The sequence below is a fragment of the Streptomyces sp. NBC_00872 genome, assembly GCF_045161915.1.
In the GTDB taxonomy this organism is placed as follows: domain Bacteria; phylum Actinomycetota; class Actinomycetes; order Streptomycetales; family Streptomycetaceae; genus Streptomyces.
The window spans coordinates 7,831,817-7,851,996 of sequence record NZ_CP108806.1 but is presented as its reverse complement, the minus strand read 5'-3'; the positions used below and the strand labels follow the sequence as shown (position 1 = coordinate 7,851,996).

Annotated in this window: 18 protein-coding genes; 7 read left to right on the top strand and 11 right to left on the bottom strand. The window is 70.0% G+C overall.

Annotation, left to right across the window (positions count from 1 at the left end; all coding sequences use genetic code 11):
- Positions 1–104 precede the first annotated feature (104 nt).
- Positions 105–1,496, top strand: coding sequence for an MFS transporter (locus tag OG214_RS33655; RefSeq protein ID WP_363082151.1), 1,392 nt, complete (start codon positions 105–107; stop codon positions 1,494–1,496).
- Positions 1,497–1,711: 215 nt separating this feature from the next.
- Here the strand turns inward: OG214_RS33655 and OG214_RS33650 are convergent, their stop codons facing one another.
- A complete protein-coding gene (locus OG214_RS33650) occupies positions 1,712–3,622 on the bottom strand; it encodes an anthranilate synthase family protein (RefSeq protein WP_405986847.1) in 1,911 nt (636 codons plus the stop codon).
- Complete coding sequence (locus OG214_RS33645) at positions 3,619–4,296, bottom strand: isochorismatase family protein (protein WP_363086006.1); 678 nt, start codon at positions 4,294–4,296, stop codon at positions 3,619–3,621. Before OG214_RS33645 ends, OG214_RS33650 begins: the two co-directional genes overlap by 4 nt.
- Before the next feature lie 30 nt (positions 4,297–4,326).
- Between OG214_RS33645 and OG214_RS33640 the strand changes: the two genes are divergently transcribed.
- Positions 4,327–4,449 carry a hypothetical protein gene (locus OG214_RS33640; protein WP_405986846.1) on the top strand — a complete coding sequence of 41 codons (123 nt, stop codon included), beginning with the start codon at positions 4,327–4,329 and terminating at the stop codon, positions 4,447–4,449.
- 90 nt (positions 4,450–4,539) lie between these two features.
- Here the strand turns inward: OG214_RS33640 and OG214_RS33635 are convergent, their stop codons facing one another.
- Positions 4,540–5,745 carry a 3-deoxy-7-phosphoheptulonate synthase gene (locus OG214_RS33635; protein WP_405986845.1) on the bottom strand — a complete coding sequence of 402 codons (1,206 nt, stop codon included), beginning with the start codon at positions 5,743–5,745 and terminating at the stop codon, positions 4,540–4,542.
- A gap of 515 nt (positions 5,746–6,260) precedes the next feature.
- On the opposite strand from OG214_RS33635, the gene OG214_RS33630 reads away from it, so the two are divergent.
- Complete coding sequence (locus OG214_RS33630; RefSeq protein ID WP_405986844.1) at positions 6,261–6,602, top strand: hypothetical protein; 342 nt, start codon at positions 6,261–6,263, stop codon at positions 6,600–6,602.
- 115 nt (positions 6,603–6,717) lie between these two features.
- Here OG214_RS33630 and OG214_RS33625 read toward each other — a convergent pair whose 3' ends face one another.
- From OG214_RS33625 to OG214_RS33600, 6 genes are all read right to left on the bottom strand, one after another.
- The gene (locus OG214_RS33625; protein ID WP_363086282.1) at positions 6,718–6,918 is read right to left on the bottom strand and encodes a DUF4236 domain-containing protein; all 201 of its coding nucleotides are present in this window, start codon (positions 6,916–6,918) and stop codon (positions 6,718–6,720) included.
- Positions 6,919–7,029: 111 nt separating this feature from the next.
- Entirely contained in the window at positions 7,030–8,406 is a 1,377-nt protein-coding gene (locus OG214_RS33620) for a nitrate/nitrite transporter (RefSeq protein WP_405986843.1), read from the bottom strand.
- Positions 8,407–8,617: 211 nt separating this feature from the next.
- Positions 8,618–8,980 carry a nitrite reductase small subunit NirD gene (gene nirD, locus OG214_RS33615; RefSeq protein ID WP_405986842.1) on the bottom strand — a complete coding sequence of 121 codons (363 nt, stop codon included), beginning with the start codon at positions 8,978–8,980 and terminating at the stop codon, positions 8,618–8,620.
- Positions 8,977–11,511: a nitrite reductase large subunit NirB gene (gene nirB / locus OG214_RS33610; protein WP_405987683.1), complete on the bottom strand. Its 2,535-nt coding sequence runs from the start codon at positions 11,509–11,511 to the stop codon at positions 8,977–8,979. Before nirB ends, nirD begins: the two co-directional genes overlap by 4 nt.
- A 143-nt stretch (positions 11,512–11,654) precedes the next feature.
- Positions 11,655–12,872, bottom strand: a complete 1,218-nt coding sequence (locus OG214_RS33605) for an NAD(P)/FAD-dependent oxidoreductase (RefSeq protein WP_405986841.1) — start codon at positions 12,870–12,872, stop codon at positions 11,655–11,657.
- Positions 12,869–14,992 carry a molybdopterin oxidoreductase family protein gene (locus tag OG214_RS33600; RefSeq protein ID WP_405986840.1) on the bottom strand — a complete coding sequence of 708 codons (2,124 nt, stop codon included), beginning with the start codon at positions 14,990–14,992 and terminating at the stop codon, positions 12,869–12,871. Before OG214_RS33600 ends, OG214_RS33605 begins: the two co-directional genes overlap by 4 nt.
- Positions 14,993–15,184: 192 nt before the next feature.
- Here OG214_RS33600 and OG214_RS33595 point away from each other — a divergent pair, with 192 nt between their 5' ends.
- Entirely contained in the window at positions 15,185–16,339 is a 1,155-nt protein-coding gene (locus OG214_RS33595; protein ID WP_363082815.1) for a uroporphyrinogen-III synthase, read from the top strand.
- Positions 16,336–17,013 (top strand): sirohydrochlorin chelatase, encoded by a 678-nt coding sequence (locus OG214_RS33590; RefSeq protein WP_405986839.1) that lies wholly within the window; start codon positions 16,336–16,338, stop codon positions 17,011–17,013. The genes OG214_RS33595 and OG214_RS33590 overlap by 4 nt, the downstream gene beginning before the upstream one ends.
- A gap of 153 nt (positions 17,014–17,166) precedes the next feature.
- Here OG214_RS33590 and OG214_RS33585 read toward each other — a convergent pair whose 3' ends face one another.
- Both OG214_RS33585 and OG214_RS33580 read right to left on the bottom strand, forming a co-directional pair.
- Complete coding sequence (locus OG214_RS33585; RefSeq protein ID WP_363082813.1) at positions 17,167–17,409, bottom strand: hypothetical protein; 243 nt, start codon at positions 17,407–17,409, stop codon at positions 17,167–17,169.
- 272 nt (positions 17,410–17,681) lie between these two features.
- On the bottom strand, positions 17,682–18,170 hold the full coding sequence (locus OG214_RS33580; protein ID WP_363082812.1) for a hypothetical protein: 489 nt from the start codon (positions 18,168–18,170) through the stop codon (positions 17,682–17,684).
- Between OG214_RS33580 and OG214_RS33575 the strand changes: the two genes are divergently transcribed.
- Positions 18,169–18,732, top strand: coding sequence for a hypothetical protein (locus OG214_RS33575; RefSeq protein WP_363082811.1), 564 nt, complete (start codon positions 18,169–18,171; stop codon positions 18,730–18,732). The genes OG214_RS33580 and OG214_RS33575 overlap by 2 nt on opposite strands.
- 197 nt (positions 18,733–18,929) lie before the next feature.
- Positions 18,930–20,138: a hypothetical protein gene (locus OG214_RS33570; RefSeq protein WP_405986838.1), complete on the top strand. Its 1,209-nt coding sequence runs from the start codon at positions 18,930–18,932 to the stop codon at positions 20,136–20,138.
- Positions 20,139–20,180 lie beyond the last annotated feature (42 nt).

The window sequence follows — 20,180 nt, the reverse complement described above, 5'->3', positions numbered from 1 at the left end:
ATCGCGGACGCTGGTTGAACGCGCTTCGGACAGTCTATTGGGAGGGGACGTGCCTAATGTCAGGCAGCTCGACTCCGAGTGAACAGCGGGCGGGAGGCGACGCCTTGGCAGCGCCCGAGGCGCCAGCACCCGAGGTACAGAAGGATTCTCTGCGCTGGTCGCCGCGATTATGGATCTCGATCCTCATCTTCAGCGGGGTGATCCTGCTCGACGGGCTCGACATCTCGATGATCGTCGTGGCGATCCCGGAGATCCAGAGCGAGCTCGGAATGACCGCCGCCACCGCGCAGTGGCTGGTGGGCGCCTACATTCTGGCGTTCGGCAGCTTCCTGCTCCTGGGTGGACGAGTCGCCGACTTGTTCGGCCGGCGGCGGGTGCTGGTGATCGCCATGGCCGCGTTCGCGATCGTGTCGCTGTTCGGCGCGCTCGCCGATGACGCGATGCTGCTGATCATCTCGCGCTTCGTCAAGGGCATGGCGGCGGGTTTCGCCGCACCGGCGGCCATGTCGCTGCTGACCACGACCTTCCCCGAAGGCCCGCAGCGGAACAAGGCGTTCGGCATCTTCAATGTCTTCGAAGCGTCGGGATACTCATCCGGACTGCTGGTGGGCGGCCTGCTCGCGGGGCTGAACTGGCGGTCCATCTTCATCCTGCCGATCCCGCTCTCCGTGCTGCTGCTGTTGGGCGCCCTGCGCTTCCTGCCGCCGGACCCACCGCGCACCGAGCGGCCACGGCTCGACATCGGCGGCGCCGCGACACTGCTCGCCGGGATGCTGCTGCTCGTCTTCACCGTGGTCTCCGCGGCGGAGGTCGGCTGGGGTTCACTGCGGACGATCGGCGGATTCGTCCTGTCCGCGCTGCTGCTCGCCGGTTTCCTCGTGATCGAGCGCACGGTGAAGGAACCACTGATCCGGCTGGGCGTATTCCGCAACCGGGGCCTGGTGACCGCCAACATCAGCATCGGCCTCCTGTACGGAGGCGCCATGGGCTTCCAGTTCCTGCTGGCCCTGTACTTGCAGGATCTGGAAGGCTGGAAACCGTGGCAGATGGCGCTGGTGCTGCTGCCCGCGGGTCTCATGGTGGTCGTCATCGGGCCCAAACTCGGGGCTCTGATGGACCGGTTCGGTGTGACCAAGGTCCTCATGGTCGGGCTCGTGGCGTTCCTTCCGTGCTACTTGCTGATGCTGCGCATCGGCCCCGAGCCGGACCTGTGGATGGTGCTGCTGCCGGCGTCGGTGCTGTGGGGTGTGGGCTTCGCGCTCAGCATCGCGACACTGATGGTCGCCGGCACCAACGGAGTGCCCGACGAGGAACAGGGACTCGCGGCCGGGCTGCTCAACAGCTCGCTCCAGGTCGGCGGTGCCTTCGGCCTCGCGGTCGTCACGGCGGCGATCCTGCCCGGTACCGAGCTGTCCATGCTCTACCCGGGACTGGTGGTCATCCTGGCGTTCGCGGTCCTGACACTTCTGGCGCAGCTCATGCCCAAACAGAAGTGACCCCGGATCCCGACACTCCGGATCCCGACACTCCGGATCCCGGCGTGCGAAGCCGCCCGGCGGTGTGAGGAAGCGCCGTCGAACGGTGTTTCCGCGTCACGACGAAACGGTCGTCATCGTAATCACGATGACGACCGTTTCGCTTCGGGCCGTAGCGGTTCATCCAGGGCCAGGGCTTGTCCGACAGGCCCTGGTGCCCGCCGCCGGGCGCCATGTCATGGCGTTCGTCCGCTCAGCACCTCTGCCATGAGTGCGCCGACGAGGCGTACGCCGTCCTCGGTGAGCACCGACTCGGCGTGGAACTGCAGCGAGGCGAAGTGCGGGCCGCGCAGCGCGTGCACCTCACCGGTCTCCGGATCCCGGCTGACCTCCACCGTGCCCACGCCCCCGCAGTCGACCCTGTCCTCCATGGCACGGGCGGCGAACGTGTTGTAGAAGCCGACCCGCTCCCGGGTACCGAAGAGGTCGATCTCCCGCTGCACTCCCTGGTTGGGGAACTCCCTGCGCACCAGGGCGAGTCCGAGCCGCGTACTGAGCACCTGGTGGCTCAGGCAGACCGCGAGGAACGGGCGTCGTTCGTCGAGCAGTGTGCCGATCGTCGAGCGCAGATGGGCGATCTTGGGGTGGCTCGTCTCGCGCGGATCCCCCGGCCCCGGGCCCATGACGACGAGATCGTAACCGTCCAGGGTGTAGGGCTCGTCGAAACGACGGACCGTCACCGACAGCCCCATGGACCGGAGTTGGTGGCCGATCATCGAGGTGAAGGTGTCCTCGGCGTCCACGACGAGCACCCGGCGGCCCGCCAGTACGGGCTCGGGCCGGATCCGCGCCGCGTCGTCCGCCAGCCAGAAGCCGGCGATGGTCTCGTTGCGCCGCTCCAGGGCGGCCCGTACGTTCGGGTGTTCGGCGAACCGTACGGGACCGTCCGCCTGCAGGGCCGCGAGCAGCCCGGCCGCCTTCGCCCGGGTCTCGAAGACCTCGGAGGCGGGATCGGAGTGGCGTACGAGCGTGGCGCCCACCCCGATCCGCACCCGTCCCCCGCTGTCGATGTCGGCGGTGCGGATGAGGATGGACGAGTCCATGGTGGAACCGCCGTGTTCATCACGGCCGATGAGAGCCACGACTCCGCTGTAGTAGCCACGCCCCTGCGGCTCGTACTTGTTGATGACGCGGCACGCGCTCTCCAGCGGACTGCCGGTGACCGTCGGCGCGAACATCGTCTCGTGCAGGATCTCGCGGGGATCGCGCGTGCTGCGTCCCTCGATGAAATATTCGGTGTGCGCGAGCCGGGCCATCTCCTTGAGATAGGGGCCCACCACCCGGCCGCCCGAGTCGCAGATCCGGGCCATCATCTTGAGTTCTTCGTCGACGACCATATACAGCTCGTCGGCTTCCTTGCGGTCGGCGAGGAAGTCCATCACCTCCGACAGCGTGGGGCCGGACGACGGGTAACGGTAGGTGCCGCTGATGGGATTCATGACAGCGTTGCCGCCCGAGAGGCTGATGTGCCGCTCGGGCGTGGCACCGACGAACGTCCGGCTGCCGGTGTGGACGACGAACGTCCAGTAGGCGCCCGATTCCCCCCGCATGAGCCGCCGGAAGAACGACAGCGCGCTGTGCGGTGTGTAGCCGGTGATGTCGGCGACGAACGAACGCTTGATGACGAAGTTCGCTCCCTCGCCCTCGCCGATCTCATCTGCGATGACCCTGCGGACCGTGTCGGCGTAGGTGTCGTCGTCCACGTCGAAGTGGCCGTCGGCCAGGGCGATCGGCACGTCGGGGAGCCGTCGCAGCGCCTCGTCCACCGGCAGCAGGCCCTGGCCGGTGACGGTCATCGCGATCAGCGGCTCACCGTCGTCGGCGCAGGTGAAGCCGCGCTCGGCGATCTGCCGGTAGGGGACGACCGCCAGCACCTCATGGCGAGGGCCGCCGGTGTGCGGGAACTCCTCGGGTACGGGAATGTCCGCCAGCGTCTTCGGCGTCGAGATCTCACCGACCAGGACATCCAGCACTCCCTGGCCGGTCGCCTCCGGGCGGTGGAGCAGCGCGAACGCGGGAGGCCGGGGCCCCAGCACCCGGTCGAGCAGATCTGCGGCCACCTCCACCGACTCCTCGGTCCCGGTCATGCGCCGGCCTCGCGTACACCGAGTCCGGCCATGGTGGCGGACGTGTCGAGCTGGGCGAGGATTCCGTCCGTGGTGGCGACCACCGCGCAGCGCTGCGCCGCGTACTCGACGGCCAGCCGGTGGTACTCCTCGGAGAAGTCCGCGACGGCATCGGCCACCAGGAACGGCTGGATGTCGTTGGTGAACGCCTCGACCGCGCTCATCAGCACACCGACATGGGCGTACACACCGCAGATGACGAGCTGGTCGCGGCCGCGCTCACGCATCCATTCGAGCAGACCGGAACGGAAGAAGGCGCTGTAGCGCCATTTGGTGAACACCCCGTCTTCCGGTGCCGGGGCGAGCGGTTCGACGACCTGACGGTCCACGGGATCCACCCGCATACCCGGTCCCCAGAAGTCCTTGAGCAGGCCGCGTTGTTCGTCGGTCATACCGCCGGGCTGCGCCGTGTACGCCACGGGCATGCCCAGCGCGACGCCGCGCTCGCGGAGCAGGACGGCGTTCCGTACGAGCTGATCGCGGACGGTCCCGGGGAACGGCCGCAGGAAGTAGCGCTGCATGTCGTGTACGAGCAGCACCGCGCGCTCGGGGTCCACGGTCCACTGGGCGGTGTTGCCGGGCAAGTCGCCCGCTGTCGGCATCGGGTACGGCGCGATGGGGGGTATCCCCGCCATGACCTTCCTCTCCTGGATCGAATTGTTCTTGTGACCGGAAACCCCGAAGCGGCCGGCGAAATGACCGACGGAATGGCTGACGCGAAGGCCGGGGAAATGGCCGGCGTGACCGTCGGCGAAATGGCTGACGCGACGGCCGGTGAGAAGCCATGAGCGGACCCGGACAGTTGTGTCATCCGGGTCGCCTTCGGCGGTGGCCGCCTTCGCGCGGCGCTGTCGCGGAACCGGTCGCGGATGTCGAAGCTAAGCGGCGGCGCCCAGCGGCGTCGACCGACCGGTCATCCACCAGGCCGAGATCACGGAAAGGGCCTGGCCCGGGTTGAGCCGGGGGTCGCAGAAGGTCGTGTACTTGGCCCCGACGTCATCGATCCGGGACTCGCTCTCGACGCATTCCGTGACATCGTCGGGGGTGGTCTCCAGATGGAGTCCGCCCGCGATGCCGCCCGCGTTCCTGACCGCGTGCTGGAACTCTCCGACCTCCCGCGTGACCGTCCGCAGATAACGGGTCTTGAGCCCGTCCGGAGTGCTGACGGTGTTGCCGTGCATGGGGTCGGTGAGCCAGATCACCGGGTGTCCCGCGGCGCCGACGGCCTCGACGAGCGCGGGCAGCCGCTCGGCCACCGCCTCGGCGCCCATCCGGGCGATGAGGGTGAGCCTGCCCCTTTCGCGCTCGGGGTCGAGCCGTTCGCACAGGGCCAGCAGCTCGTCGACCGTCATGCGCGGGCCGACCTTGCAGGCCACCGGGTTGATGACCTCGGCGAGCAGAGCGACATGCGCGCCGTCGACCTGTCGGGTCCGCTCGCCGATCCAGGGCCAGTGTGTGGAGGCGAGCAGCAGCCGCCCCTGTTCGTCCCGGCGCAGCATGGGGATTTCGTAGTCGAGCAGCAGCGCCTCGTGGCTTGTCCATATGGGCGCGCCGATACGGGTCCGTCCGCCGTGGTCCGGCCAGCCCAGATACCCCATGACGTCGCGGGCGGACCGGTAGCCCGCCAGCAGCCGCTCCGGATCGGCGCGTCTGAGCTCGGGGTCGGGTTCCGGGCTGTTGACCATATGACCGCGGTAGACGGGCAGTTCGAGGTCGCCGACCCACTCGGTGGGTTTGGAGCGGGGCTTGGCGAACTGTCCGGCCATCCGGCCGGCGCGCACCACCGGTTTGCAGGTGTCCATCTGGAGCGCGCCCGCGAGCATGTCCAGCAGTCCCGCCTTGCGCGCGACATAGACCGGCGTGCACTCCGCGGGGTCCTCCGCGCAGTCACCCGCCTGCACCACATGCGCCTCTCCCTCGGCGACCCGGGCCAGCAGCGAGCGCAGCGTGCGTACGTCCCCGGCATCGACGAGCGCGGGACGAGTCGCCAGTTCCTTCCTCACCTGCCGTACCTGTAACGGGTCCTCCCACGGTGGCTGCTGGAAAGCTCGTCTGAGCCGAATATCGACCAGAGCGTTGTCCACTGATTTATCCAATCGCGAATGGGCGATGAGCACAGTTGCCCCAGGGCCGACAGAACGAGCATTCTGCGGCGGATATCAAAGCAGCACGCGAGCACCATCGAGCAAGCAGCGAATACCAATGGAAACAAAGCGACCAAAAACAAAATCCGCATACGACATGCAAGGACAGAAAAGACAAGACAAGATGACCGCGGCACCGAACCAAATCGCACCCGCCTACCGGCGGATCTCCGCAGCGGCCTAAATCATGTGACGAAACGAAGACGCCGCCAATATTCGCCGCCGTACTCCGTCAGGTGACGAATACTTCGTCAGGTGACGAGTAACTCCATCAAGTTGCCGCGGAGGTCCGCCGCGGCGGATCTTGGCGGATGGCGACGAGGACGGGCCGGCGGGCCGGCGGGCCGCAAGAACGGCCGACGGCCGACGGCCGGCCGGGTACGCGGCGTACCGAGCGACGGGCCTCAACCGATATCCCCGCGACTGCGGACTCGCTGTTGTGGCAGCCTGCCGGCATGCCGGCAGAGCTGCGGGAACACACGGGCCGTCACTACGCCGTCCAGTTCCACTACGCCCTGCCCGACGACGCTTGGGCCGTGGAGCTGAGCGAGGCTGTGCCCGCACCAGCCGCGTGGGCCGAGATCCCCAACGCGGCGTCCCACCTGCCGGGACCCGCCTTCCTGGTCGCGTTCATCCCTGACGAGGACCCCGATCTGGAACCGACCGTGCACATCCACAGCCATGACGAGCACGTCATCCCCTACGAGATCATGGTCTGGTTCATGGAACAGGTGACTGATCAGGTGCAACGCTGCCGGGCCGTGCCGGCCGAAGGAAATTCCGAAGCAGTGGGATGATCTTCACCTGCGGACGGCGACCGGATTTCGCCACCACAACGTGAGGCGGGCCCAGGATCGACCGGATCCTGGGCCCGCCTCACGTGGTGGTCGACACCCGCGACCCGCGGCCCGCTCAGTGGCCGCCGCGCTTGGTCGTCCTGCGCCAGCCGAAGGGGCCGGGCAGATCCATCGACGTCGTACGCCGCCCGGTACTGCTCGACGTGTGCCGCGGCCCGTGCTTGCCGCCACCGGTGGTGACGGACCAGGAGCGCTTGTTGATGTTGAGTCGCACCCCCGGCAGGATCCGGAAACTCTTACGGAATGTGATCGGCATCCGCGCCTCCTCTGTCAGGAGTCGGGTGCCCCGTGGATGCCGATGCATGTCTGCCGGCCGACCGGACCGCCTCCGCTTCAAGTCCGGAAGGAATGCCCGGTTCACCCCGCGCTACACGTCGGATAGCCGCGCAGGGGACGTGCGGAGGTAGACGGCCCAGGTCAGTACCAGGCACAGGCCGTACCCCACCAGGAAGCAGAGGTACGCGGCGTTCCCGTTGTGCGTGGTCAGGAACGACTGCCGGAACGCCACGTTCACCAGTACCCCGCCGAACGCGCCCACCGCGCCCGCGATGCCGATGAGCGCGGACGCACGTGTGCGGGAGTCGCGCTCGGCCGTCTCCGGGTCCGCGCCGGAGGCCACCGCCGTGCGCGCCTTGGCGCGGAAGATGGCCGGGATCATCTTGTAGGTGGAGCCGTTGCCGACACCGCTGAAGACGAACAGCGCCACGAAGCCGGCGATGAACAGGCCCAACGACTCCCGCTGGGATGCGACCAGCACCACGGCCGCGGCGGCCGCCATCGCCGCGAAGTTCCACAGCGTCACCTTCGCCCCGCCGAAGCGATCCGCGAGCAGTCCGCCGACCGGCCGGATCAGCGAGCCGAGCAAGGGGCCGAGGAAGGTGAGATACGCGGCCTTCACGGGGGTGTCGAACTGCGCGTGGAACTGCACCTGCAGCACCTGCCCGAAGGCGAAACTGAAGCCGATGAAGGAACCGAAGGTGCCGATGTAGAGCAGCGACATCACCCACGTGTGCGGATCGCGGGAGACGTCGCGCATCGCCCGCCTGTCGTTGCGTATCGCGGTGAGATTGTCCATCTTCCACGCCGCGCCGAGGGCGGCGAGGACGATCAGCGGGATGTACACCAGCGGCAGCAGCCGCGGCTGCGCGGCCCCCGCGGTCGCGAGGATCAGCAGGCCCGCCAACTGGACCACGGGCACACCCAGATTGCCTCCGCCCGCGTTGACGCCCAGTGCCCAGCCCTTGAGCCGCTGCGGATAGAACGCGTTGATGTTCGCCATCGAGGACGCGAAGTTGCCGCCGCCGACCCCCGCGACACAGGCCACGGTGAGGAGCGTTCCGTAGGAGACGCCGGGTTCGAGCACGATCCCGGCAAGGATGGTCGGGACCAGGAGCAGCAGTGCGCTGAAGACCGTCCAGTTACGTCCGCCGAACTTCGCCACGGCGAAGGTGTACGGCAGCCGGAGCACCGAACCGAGCGCGGTGGGCAGGGCGGTGAGCAGGAACTTGCCGGCGGGGTCGACGTGGTAATCCGGCCCGAGGAAGAGAACGAGCACGGACCAGAGGCTCCATACGGAGAAGCCGATGTGCTCGGAGAGGACCGAGAACACCAGGTTCCGCCGAGCGATCCGCGCTCCGGCCTCCTCCCAGAAGCCGACGTCCTCCGGACGCCAGTCGTCGATGGTCCGGACCCGCGCCGCAGCCGGTGTCGCGGTGTTCTCGGAGTTGCTGACCGTTGTACTCATGGGCACCTGCCGGAGCGGAGAGGGAGTCTGCTGACACGTCTGACGCGTCTGGCGCTTCGCCACGCAGCAACGTAGGAAGGCGAGATTTCGGCTGACGGCGCGTGGTGGCTCGGTGGTGGAACGTCCTGCGCACGAGGCCTGACGGGGGGCGTGAGGACGGGCACTCGGCAAGCCGCGCGCCCTCTCGGGTTCGCGCGTGGTCCCCGCTCGCCTACGGCTGGACTCTCGCAGGCCACACCCTCAGCACCGCCGGCGATCCGTCCGGGGCCGTCTCCTCGTCCAGACAGACACCCGTGCGCAGATCGAAGGCCTGTTTGTACATGGGTGAGAGCACCACCGGGACCGCCCCGCGGCTCCCCAGCAGTCCGCGCGAGAGCACGTACGCCCCGCTGAACGGATCGCGGTTGTCGACCGCGTACACCTCCCCCGCGCGGTCGCGGTACAGCGCGACCTGCGCGCCGCCCACCAGCAGCGCGACCCCGCGCCCCGGGGTCAGCTCCGCGTACCCGCACACCGGAACCCATCCCGCGCCGTCGTGGATCTCCACCCGCGCCGCGCTCGTCGTCCCGCTCATCGGACGCGTACCTCCAGGTCGGGACCGGCGATCAGGGCCGGTGCCGGGGCCGGTGCCGGGCGGATCTGGTCCCGCTCCGCGACGAAGCGGATCGTCGGGTCGGGGACGCCCGGCGCGTTGGTGAACGAGACGAAGCGGCGCAGCCGCTCCGGATCGGCCAGGGTGGCCGCCCATTCGTCCTCGTAGGTCTCGATGTGGCGGGCCATCAGTTCGTCGAGGTCGGCGCGGATACCGAGGGAATCGTCCAGGACGACGGCCCGCAGGTGGTCCATGCCGCCCTCCAGCCGTTCCAGCCAGGAGGCCGTCCGCTCCAGCCGGTCCGCGGTGCGGATGTAGAACATCAGGAACCGGTCGATGGTACGGATCAGCGTCTCCCGGTCCAGGTCGGCCGCCAGCAGATCCGCGTGACGTGGCGTCATCCCCCCGTTGCCGCCCACATAGAGGTTCCACCCGGCCGCGGTCGCGATCACCCCGAAGTCCTTGCCCTGCGCCTCGGCGCACTCCCGTGCGCAGCCGGAGACCGCGGACTTCAGTTTGTGCGGTGAGCGCAGCCCTCGGTAGCGCAGCTCCAGTTCGATCGCCAGGCCGACCGCGTCCTGTACGCCGTAGCGGCACCAGGTCTCGCCGACGCACGACTTCACGGTGCGCAGCGCTTTGCCGTAGGCGTGCCCGGACTCGAAGCCGGCGTCGACGAGTCGGCGCCAGATCGGGGGGAGCTGGTCCACGGTCGCGCCGAAGAGGTCGATCCGCTGGCCGCCGGTGATCTTCGTGTAGAGGCCGAAGTCGCGGGCGATCTCGCCGATGACTATCAAGCCCTGGGGGGTGATCTCGCCACCGGGGATCCGCGGCACCACGGAGTAGGAGCCGTTGCGCTGGATGTTGGCCAGGAAGTGGTCGTTGGTGTCCTGCAAGGCCGCCTGCTCGCCGTCCAGGATGTGGCCGTTGCCGAGGCCCGCCAGGATGGAGGCGACCACGGGCTTGCAGATGTCGCAGCCCTCGCCGCCCGGCGCGCTGCCGTGCTCGTCGATCAGCCGGGAGAAGGAGCCGATGCCCCTGACCCGGACGATCTCGTACAGCTCGGCGCGGGTCTGCGTGAAGTGCTCGCACAGGCCCTTGGCGACCTCGACCCCGCTCGCGGCCAGTTCCTCGGCCACGATGCCGCCGAGCAGCTTGACGCAACTCCCGCAGCCGGTACCGGCCTTGGTGCACTTCTTGACCTCGGGGACGCTCGCGCAGCCCTGCTCGTGCACGGCGGCCCGGATCTCGCCCTTACTGACGTTGTGGCAGGAACAGACGACCGCCTCGTCCGGCAGCGCGAGCGGGCCGGGAACCACGCCGATCGAGGCGGGCAGCACCAGCTGCTCCGGCGGGGCGGGCAGCGGGGAACCGCTCAGCGCCAGCGGGCGCAGCAGCGCGTAGGAGTCGGCGTCGCCGACCAGGACGCCTCCGAGCAGCGCGCCGTCCGCGCCGATGACGAGCTTCTTGTAGACACCCGCGCGGCTGTTGGCGTAGAGCACCTCCAGTGCGCCCTCGGTGGTGCCGTGCGCGTCGCCGAAGCTGGCCACGTCCACACCGAGCAGTTTGAGCTTGGTGGAGGTGTCCGCTCCGGTGAAGGAGCCGGTGCCGCCCGCGAGTTCGCGGGCGGCGGCCTCGGCCATCGCGTAGCCGGGGGCGACCAGCCCGTAGACCCGGCCGTCGGCGGCCAGCGCGCATTCGCCGATGGCCCGGACCGCGGGGTCGGCGGTGCGGCACCGCGCGTCGACGACGATACCGCCGCGCTCGCCGACCGGCAGGCCGCAGTCGCGGGCGAGCTGGTCGCGCGGGCGCACTCCGGCGGAGAAGACCACCAGGTCGGCGGCGAGTTCGGTGCCGTCGGACAGGGTCATACCGCGTACCCGGCCGCTCTCGTCCGTAGTGACCGCCCGCGTGCCGACGCCGGTGTGCACCAGCACGCCGAGGTCCTCGATCTTGCGGCGCAGCACCTCGCCCCCGCCCTCGTCCATCTGGATCGGCATCAGCCGCGGGGCGAATTCGACGACATGGGTCTCCAGCCCCATGGCCCGCAGCGCGCCGGCCGCCTCCAGCCCGAGCAGTCCGCCGCCGACCACGGCGCCGACCCGGGCACCGGCGGCGCCGGCCCGGATCGCCTCCAGGTCCTCGATGGTGCGGTAGACGTGGCAGCCCTCGGCGTCGTGCCCGGGGACCGGCGGTACGAACGGGTACGAGCCGGTGGCCAGCACCAGGGTGTCGTAGTGGAGTCGGTGCCCGGAGGCGGTGGTGACGATCCGTGCGTCGCGGTCGACCGCGACGGCCGGGTCGCCGAGCCGCAGGTCGATGCCGTGCTCGGCGAGGAAGCCGGGCGGGCACAGGGACAGTTCCTCGGTCGAGGTACCGGAGAACCATGAGGTCAGACGCACCCGGTCGTAAGCGGGGCGGGGTTCCTCGGCGAGCACGGTGACCCGCAGGACCGGGGCTCCTGTCCCGGCGTCCGGCTGCTCGAACAGCGCCTCCAGGAAGCGCTGGCCGACCATGCCGTGGCCGATCAGCACCAGGTGTTCGCGGTCCGTGCCACCGATGCGGTCCTTTCCATCGATGCGGTCCGTACCACCGGTGCGGTCCGTACCACCGACGCGGTCCTTGCCGCCGATGCGGTCCTTGCCGTCCGTGCGCGTCATCAACGGGCTCCTCGGGTGGTGAGCAGATGCAGGGGGTCCTCGGGCAGCGGCTCGTCCCGCTCGTACGCCCGGGTCAGAGCGCCGACCGTGGCCAGATCGCCCAGCAGGATGCCGCCGACGAGCCGGTCGCCGCGCAGCACGAGCTTCTTGTAGGAGCCGCGGGTGGCGTCGGCCAGCCGCAGCACGTGGTGGCCGGAGTCGGCCTGGTGCGTCTCGTCGTCCACCTCGCCGAAGGCGGCGTACTCCAGCGGCCCTGCCGAGAGCCGGGTCAGCGGGCGGGAGCCTGTGTACTCCCTGTCCGGCTCGGCCCCGGACAGTCTCGCGGCCAGGACGTCGGCCTGCTCCCAGGCCGGGCCGGACAGACCGTGCACGGTGCCGCGGTGCTCGGTGCAGTCGCCGATGGCGTACACGCCGGGATGGGAGGCGGCCAGCCGGTCGTCCACCACCACGCCGGTGCGCACCAGGAGTCCGGCCGTGTGGGCGAGCCCGGTACGCGGGCGCACCCCGCAGGCCAGCACCACCAGATCGGTGGTCAGCAGGTAGCCGTTGGCCAACTCCACCCCGTCGACCCGACCGCCGCCGTGTAGCGTCCGGGCCCGGTTGCAGAGGTAGACCTCGACGCCCAGCCCGGCCAGGGTGCTCCGTAGCGCCGCGCCCGCCTGTGCGTCGAGTTGGCGCTCGATCAGGTGCGGGCCCTGGTGCACGATCTCCACCGGAAGCCCGAGTGCGGCCAGCGCGCGGGCGGCGCTGACGCCGAGCACACCGCCGCCGATCACCACGGCGCGCGCGGCTCCGGCCGCGGCCTCGGCCAGGCCGCGGCAGTCGGCGAGGGTGCGCAGTGCGTGCACCCCGGCGATCAGGTCACCGCCGGGGGCGCGCAGGCCGTGGATCGGTGGCAGTACCGGATTGGCGCCGGTCGCCAGCACCAGTTCGTCGTACCCGGCCCGCTCCCCGCCCGGAAGTCCCAACGTGCGTGCGGCCAGGTCCAGTGCGACAACCTCGGCGCCGGTGCGCAGCAGGGCGGTGCCGGCCGGCAGGGCGATGGCCTCCGGGTCGTAGCGGCCGGTGAGTACGTCGGCGAGCAGCACCCGGTTGTAGGGGGCGCGCGGTTCCGCGCCGTAGAGCGTCACCTGGGCCTTCCCGCCGAGCTCCTGGTACTGCTGGGCGAACCGGGCGGCGGCCATGCCCGCGCCGACCACCGCGATACGCGCGTTCATATCTTGCTCCCCGCCCGCTCGCTTCCCGCCCGCTCGACCCGCACCGCGCAGACCTTGAACTCCGGCATCCGCGAGGTCGGGTCCAGGGCCGGATTGGTCAGCGAGTTGGCCCGCCCCGCGCCGCCCCAGTGGAAGGGCATGAACACGGTGTCGGGCCGGATGCTCTCGGTCACCCGGGCCGGCGCGACCGCCCGCCCGCGTCGGCTGGTCACCGCGAGCAGCTCGCCCTCGGCCACCCCGAGCCGGTGTGCGAGCTGCGGGTGCAGCTCCACGAACGGGCCGGGTGCGGCCCGGTTGAGCTCGGGCACGCGGCGGGTCTGCGCGCCGCTCTGGTACTGGGAGACCACCCGGCCCGTGGTCAGGAACAGCGGATAGTCGGCGTCCGGCTGCTCCGCCGCCGGACGGTGCGAGACGGCGGCGAACCTGGCCCGGCCGTCCGGTGTGGCGAAGCGGTCCAGGAACAGCCGCGGCGTGCCGGGGTGCGGTGCGCCGCTGCCGTCGCCGGCCGGGCAGGGCCAGAACACCCCGTCCTCGCGTCGGATCCGGGCGTAACTGATGCCCGAGTAGTCCGCTTGGCCACCCGCCGAGGCCCGCCGCAGCTCCTCGAAGACCTGCTCGGGGTCCTCGGAGAAGCCCTGTTCCACCCCCAGCCGCCGGGCGAGTCCGCTCAGCACGGCCAGATCGCTGCGTACACCCGGTGGCGCGGGGACCGCCTGCTGACGCAGAATCACCCGCCCCTCCAGGTTGGTGGTGGTGCCGGTCTCCTCGGCCCACTGCGCCGACGGCAGTACGACATCGGCCAGCTCGGCCGTCTCGGACAGCACCAGATCGCTCACCACGAGGAAGTCGAGGCTCCGCAGCCGCTCGGCGATGTGCCCCGCCCGGGGCGCGGAGACCACCGGGTTGGACCCCATCAGCAAGAGCGCCCGCACGCCGTCCTCCTGCCCGAGGCAGTCCAGCAGCTCGTACGCCGAGCGCCCCGAGCGCGGCAGCCGCTCCGGGTCCACCCCCCACACGGCGGCGACGTGCGCCCGCGCCGCCGGGTCCTCGATCGAGCGGTAGCCGGGGAGCTGGTCGGCCTTCTGCCCGTGCTCCCGGCCGCCCTGCCCGTTGCCCTGGCCGGTCAGGCAGCCGTACCCGGAGTAACGGCGGCCGGCCTTGCCGGTGGCCAGACACAGATTGATCCAGGCGCTGACGGTGTCGGTGCCCTTGCTCTGCTGCTCCGGGCCGCGGGCGGTGAGCACCATGCCGGTCTCCGCGTCCGCGAACATGCCTGCGGCCTCCCGCAGTTGGGCCACCGGTACACCGGTCAGCCGCTCCACCCGCTCCGGCCAGTGCGCCATCGCACAGGCGCGGGCTGCCTCGAAGCCGGTGGTGCGCTCGTCGATGAAGTCCTTGTCGAGCCTCCCGTCCGCGATCACCAGGTGCAGCAGGCCGAGCGCGAGCGCCAGATCGGTGCCTGGCGGCGGCTGCAGATGCAGATCGGCCAGCTCGGCGGTCCTGGTCCGACGCGGGTCCACCACGATCAGCTGCCCGCCGTTCTCGCGCAGTTCGCGGAAGTAGCGCAGGGCCGGCGGCATGGTCTCGGCGGGGTTGGCGCCGACCAGGATCACACAGCCGCTGCGCGCGATGTCCGCCATCGGGAACGGCAGCCCGCGGTCGATCCCGAACGCCTGCCGGTGCGCGGCAGCCGCCGAGGACATGCAGAAGCGACCGTTGTAGTCGATGTTCGCGGTACGCAGCGCCACACGGGCGAACTTGCCCAGCAGGTACGCCTTCTCGTTGGTCAGCCCGCCCCCGCCGAAGACCCCCACCGCGTCCCGGCCGTACCGCTCGGCGGCACCCGACAGTCCGGCGGCGGCCCGGTCCAGCGCCTCGTCCCACGACGCCTCGCGCAACTCGCCGCCCCGCCGGTCGCGCACCAGCGGTGCGGTCAGCCGGGCGACCCGGTCGAGCAGCGCTGCGGCGCTGCGCCCCTTGCCGCACAGCGCGCCGAGGTTGACCGGAAAGCCCGGCCGCTCCACGACTTCCACCGGCACCGCCGCTCCGGAAGGCGCGGTGCGCAGCCGCATGCCGCACTGCAGCGAGCAGTACGGGCAGTGGGTGTCCGTCGTCGTCATGGCACTGAGCGTCATCCGGACCGGTTACGCGATCGGGTCACGCGCATTGCGACCGGGATACACGTCCCTCATGGAGCCCCCGGGACAAGGTGGGGGTAACGACATCTTCCGTAACAGCACACCGTGCTTCGCTAACCCCCACGTGACGGCCACGCAACGCGGCCGAAACCCCACGGGCTGAGCCTGCACAGCATGGAAACCGTCAGCACGTCCACCGGCGGCCCTCCGGCCACCGAGCCGGTCGGCCCGCTGGTCGGCTACACGATCGGGGTGACCGCCGCGCGCCGCCGCGACGAGCTCACCGCCCTGCTGCGCCGGCGAGGCGCGCGCGTGGTCGAAGCGCCCACCATGCGGATCGTCCCGCTGGAGGACGACGCGGCACTGCGCCGGGCCACCGAGCTGTGCCTGACCGCCCCGCTGGACTACGTGGTCGCCACCACCGGAGTCGGCTGGCGCGGCTGGATGAGCGCCGCCGAGGGCTGGGGACAGGGCGGCCGGCTGGCCCAGACCTGCCGGGACGCGGTGGTGCTCAGCCGCGGCCCGAAGGCGACCGGCGCGGTCCGTGCCACCGGACTGGACGAGACCTTCTCACCGCGCTCCGAGGCGAACGACGAGCTGCTGACCTGGCTGCTCGCCCGGAATCTGACGGGGCGCCGGATCGCGGTGCAGGAACACGGCGCCCCGCTGGACGGCTTCACCGCCGCGCTGCGTGAACGCGGCGCCGAAGTGATCGAGGTCCCGGTCTACCGCTGGGCCCCGCCCGAGGACCCGGAGCCGGTACGCCGCCTGGTGCTGCAGACGATACGCCGGGAGGTACACGCCATCGCCTTCACCAGCGCGCCGGCGATCACCGCCTTCCTCCACGCGGCGGACACGCTGGGACTGCGTCCCGAGATCCTGACCGCGCTGCGCGAGGACGTACTGCCGGTGTGCGTCGGCCCGGTCTGCGCCCGGCCGCTGGAGAGCGTCGGCGTACCCGTGGTCTGCCCCGAACGCGGACGGCTCGGGGCGATGGTGCGCACCATCACCGAGACGGTCCCGGTGCGCAACCGCCGCGAACTGGAAGCCGGCGGGCGCACCCTGGCGCTGCAGGGCAGCGCGCTCGTCGTCGGCGAGGAGAGTTACTGGCTGCCACCGGTCTCCGCGGCGGTGCTGCGGGCGCTGGCCGAACACCCGGGCTGGGTGGTCAGCCGCGCCGACCTGCTGCGCCGGGTCTGGGCGGGCACGACCACGGACGAGCACGCGGTCGAGGCCGCGGTCGCGCGACTGCGTGGCGCGCTGGGACCGCACGCGGGGCTGGTACGGACGGTACCGAAGCGCGGGTACCGGCTGGAGGTCGGCGGGTGACGGGCCCGACCCTCGTCGCCGTCGCCCACGGCACCCGCGACCCCGTCGGCGTCGCCACCGTCGAAGCCCTGCTCGGCCTGGTCCGTTCGCTGCGGCCCGGGGTGCGGGTCGAGGTCGGCTATCTGGACCTCGCGCGGCCCTCGCTGGACGAGACCTTGGCCGCGCTGCGGGGCAAGGCCGTGCTCGTCCCGCTGCTTCTGGGCGCGGGCTACCACGTGCACACCGACATCCCGACGGCGCTGGCCGCCGCACCACATCTGCGGGCGTCCGTCGCCCGCGCGCTGGGCCCTGACCCGCTGCTGGCCACCGCGCTGTCGGCGCGGCTCGCCGAGGCGGGGTGGGCCGGGAGCCCGGTCGTCCTCGCCGCCGCGGGCTCCACGGATCCCGCGGCCAACGCGGACACCGCCCGCATGGCCACGATGCTTCAGGCCCGGCTGAGCGCGCCCGTCCTCCCCTCCTACCTCTGCGCCGGCTCCCCCACACCGGCCCAGGCCGTCGCCCACCTGCACGCCGAGGGTCACGACTCCGTCGCCGTCGCCGGCTACCTTCTTGCCCCCGGCTTCTTCTCCCGCCGGGCCGCCCGCTCGGGCGCGGTCCTCACTTCGGCACCGCTGGGAACACACACGGCGGTGGCGGAACTGATCCTCCGCCGGTACGACGAAGCACGCGCATGAGTTGCGCTGTCGAGGTCGCGCCGGCTGTCCAGGTCGCGCCTGCGCCCTCGTGACGGAGTGCCAGCACAACCGCCACAGGGCCCCCTTGAGGCCCCCTGCCGTCAACAATCAAGTCGGCGGTCTCCTTCAGGTGAGCTCTCCCCGTCTGTCAGCTCATTGGATGTCGAGCACGGGCGTGTGCCGGGCGTCGGCTCGGCAGGCAAAGACGCGAAGCTCTCCCGAACGTCCAACGTCGACCCCCGTCGGCTCATAGGCGATTGCCAGCGCCTCTCGGTCCAGCTCCCTGTCCTCCAGGGGCCACCACCGGTCACTGGCGCCGTCCCACTCGCTGCTGTCCACCTTGAGAAGCAGCGCGACCGGCCCTTCGCAAAATCCGCCGAAAAGTGGCGCGGCCACATCCTGACCGGCACGCCGTGTTCATACGCGGCACGCGCGCCAGTGGCCAACACTTGGGCGGGGTGAGATCACGATTGACGCCCGAACTTGGGCCTGACGGTAGGCAACACGGGTGCTGCCGATACCGCATCCGGTCGCGCTTGTGGCATTGCCGAACGCGCTGGACGACGGGACGGGGACGATATTCCTTCTGGAGCAGTCAGCGCTGGACAGTGACGCCGTCCAAAGAATTCGCGCACTGCCGCACCTGGCGCCTTCCGTCCCCCAGCGGGTCAATCAGTTTCGAACCAATGCCTGTCCGGCCATTCCGGCATCCAGTCCTTTGCCACTTCGCCGTCGAACACACCGACCAACCAGTCAATGACCGGCAAGCTGGACTCGTACCAGTCCCCCCAGTTTCTCCGAAAGGCCGAGACGGTCCACACACCTGAATCTCGATCCTCCAGGAAAAGACGATCACCCTCGATCGTATGCCCCCACAGAAGCATGCCTCCACGATCCGGAAGGACAGGCCGAGGAATGGTGCGCGAATTTCCTCGCCGCACGTAGTCGCTCATCCACTCCCCTTTCTCAGCCATCGTCTCCGGTCCGCAGATAAACAGGAAGTCGCTGATCAGAGCATCCCCGTAGGACAATCCAACGCTCTTGAAATCGGGCGGCAATTGAATCCCCCAAGCCGCCTCGACCTCCCCGAACGAGCGTCCATCCGATCCCCACGGCGACGGGCCCAGCAGCTGTTCCACGTCTTTCATCTCCAGCATGCCAACGCTCCCACAATTGATGCAGACCGATCTGACCGGTGGCGCACCGGACATGGTCAGCGAGTACGAGTATCTGGGCGACGCCGGCTGGAAGATGGCCGAGCCCGACGGCATCACGGACGACAAGTACCGTACGCGCAGCGACTGGCGCGGCTACGGAAAGGTGCGTGTCACCAACTCCGGCGATACGGTCAGCTCCGCCAACACCCGCACCGAGCACACCTTCCTGCGCGGACTCGGCGGTCAGGTGACCGACTCCACGGGCACGGAGCACGCGGACAGCAACGAGCTCTCCGGCCAGGAACTGGAGACGGCGACCTACAACGGCGCCTTCACGGCCGACAAGATCGTCTCCAAGAGCATCAACACCACGTGGTCCCGCACGACGGCGACTCGGGTCAACAGCTGGGGTACCGACCGCGCGTACTTCGTGCGTCCCGAGACGACCACGTCGTACACCGCGCTGGAGAGCGGCGGCTGGCAGGAGACCCAAGTCCACCACGCGCTACGACGCGGCGACCGGCCGGGCGACCGAGGTCGACGACTTCGGTGCCACCGGTGATCCTTCGGACAACCGTTGTGTCCGGACCCAGTACGCGGACAACACGGCGAAGCACATGCTCTCCTTCGTCTCCCGGGTGGAGCAGGTGGCCGTCGCCTGCGGCACGACACCCGACCGAAGGACCCAGGTCATCTCCGACGACCTGACGTACTACGACGGTCTCGGACTCATGGGGCTCCCCGGCCGCACAGGTCGACATGAACGAGAAACGTACCGACCTCGGTTATGACGCCCTGGGCCGTCTCACCTCCGTATGGCTGCCCGACCGGCCCAAGGCCAGCGACTTCCCACCCTCCATCAAATACACGTATGTGGTGCGGAAGACGGGCGGGCCGGTAGCCGTCAAGACGGAGAAGCTCGAGAGACAGAAGGACGGCACCGAGCGGTACGGCGTCGAATACGCCCTGTACGACGGAATGCTCCGCCCCCGCCAGCAGCAGACCGAAGGCCCCGACGGCGGCCGTATCATCGCCGACACCTTCTATGACGGACTGGGCAATATCGCCAAGGCCAACGCCGACTACTTCACCACCGAGGCCCCGAAGGACCAGGTCTTCGACGCGGTCGACAAGGGGGTGAACGGCCAGACCCTCACCGAGTACGACGGGGCGGGCCGTACGACCGCGGAGATCTTCCGCAGCGCCGGTGAGGAGAAATGGCGTACGACGTACACCTATGGGGGCGACCGGGTCCATGTCGACCCGCCCGTCGGTACGCCGCCGACCACCACCATCACCAACGGCCGGGGCCTGACCACGGACATCCGCCGCTACAAGGGCGACGAGCCCCAGCCGGCCGGCACCCCCGCCGACTACGAGAACACGCACTACTCCTACACACCGGCGGACCAGCTCAAGACCGTCCAGGACGCGGCGGGCAACGTCTGGACCACCGGCTACGACCAGCGTGGACGCAAGATATGGAGCGAGGACCCCGACACCGGCAGAACCGACTACGGCTATGACGAGCTGGACCGGCCGACGTCCGTCACCGATGCGCGGCGCAAGAAGATATCGACCAAGTACGACGCGATCGGCCGCCCCGTCTCCACCTGGGAGGGCGAACCGGACACGGGGACGAGACTGACGGTCTCCACCTACGACATCGTCGCCAAGGGCGAGCCGTACGGGACCTACCGGTATGCCAACGGGGTCGTACAGTCGTCGACCCTCAACGTTCAGCTCGACAACATGTACCAGCCGACCCTTACCCGGGTCACCCTCGCGGGCACCGAGGACGCGGCGCTGAAGGCTTCCTACGACTTCGGCACCCAGTACAACCAGGACGGCACCGTCCAGTCCATGAGCATGCCGGCAGCGGGAGGACTGCCGGCCGAGACCCTCGTCTACACCTACGACGAACTGCAGCGACCGACGGCTCTCAGTGGGCGGTTCGTGAGTCTTTGAGTGGTTCTGCTGTCGCCTGATGGTGTGGCAGCGGGGCGGAAT

Bases quoted from the DNA above. Each gene is read 5' to 3' on its own strand.
- OG214_RS33650 (WP_405986847.1), bottom strand. From the start codon at position 3,622: ATGACCGGGACCGAGGAGTCGGTGGAGGTGGCCGCAGATCTGCTCGAC.
- OG214_RS33645 (WP_363086006.1), bottom strand. From the start codon at position 4,296: ATGGCGGGGATACCCCCCATCGCGCCGTACCCGATGCCGACAGCGGGC.
- OG214_RS33630 (WP_405986844.1), top strand. From the start codon at position 6,261: ATGCCGGCAGAGCTGCGGGAACACACGGGCCGTCACTACGCCGTCCAG.
- OG214_RS33625 (WP_363086282.1), bottom strand. From the start codon at position 6,918: ATGCCGATCACATTCCGTAAGAGTTTCCGGATCCTGCCGGGGGTGCGA.
- OG214_RS33620 (WP_405986843.1), bottom strand. From the start codon at position 8,406: ATGAGTACAACGGTCAGCAACTCCGAGAACACCGCGACACCGGCTGCG.
- nirD (WP_405986842.1), bottom strand. From the start codon at position 8,980: ATGAGCGGGACGACGAGCGCGGCGCGGGTGGAGATCCACGACGGCGCG.
- nirB (WP_405987683.1), bottom strand. From the start codon at position 11,511: ATGGTCGGCCAGCGCTTCCTGGAGGCGCTGTTCGAGCAGCCGGACGCC.
- OG214_RS33605 (WP_405986841.1), bottom strand. From the start codon at position 12,872: ATGAACGCGCGTATCGCGGTGGTCGGCGCGGGCATGGCCGCCGCCCGG.
- OG214_RS33600 (WP_405986840.1), bottom strand. From the start codon at position 14,992: ATGACGACGACGGACACCCACTGCCCGTACTGCTCGCTGCAGTGCGGC.
- OG214_RS33595 (WP_363082815.1), top strand. From the start codon at position 15,185: ATGGAAACCGTCAGCACGTCCACCGGCGGCCCTCCGGCCACCGAGCCG.
- OG214_RS33575 (WP_363082811.1), top strand. From the start codon at position 18,169: ATGCCAACGCTCCCACAATTGATGCAGACCGATCTGACCGGTGGCGCA.
- OG214_RS33580 (WP_363082812.1), bottom strand. From the start codon at position 18,170: ATGCTGGAGATGAAAGACGTGGAACAGCTGCTGGGCCCGTCGCCGTGG.
- OG214_RS33570 (WP_405986838.1), top strand. From the start codon at position 18,930: ATGAACGAGAAACGTACCGACCTCGGTTATGACGCCCTGGGCCGTCTC.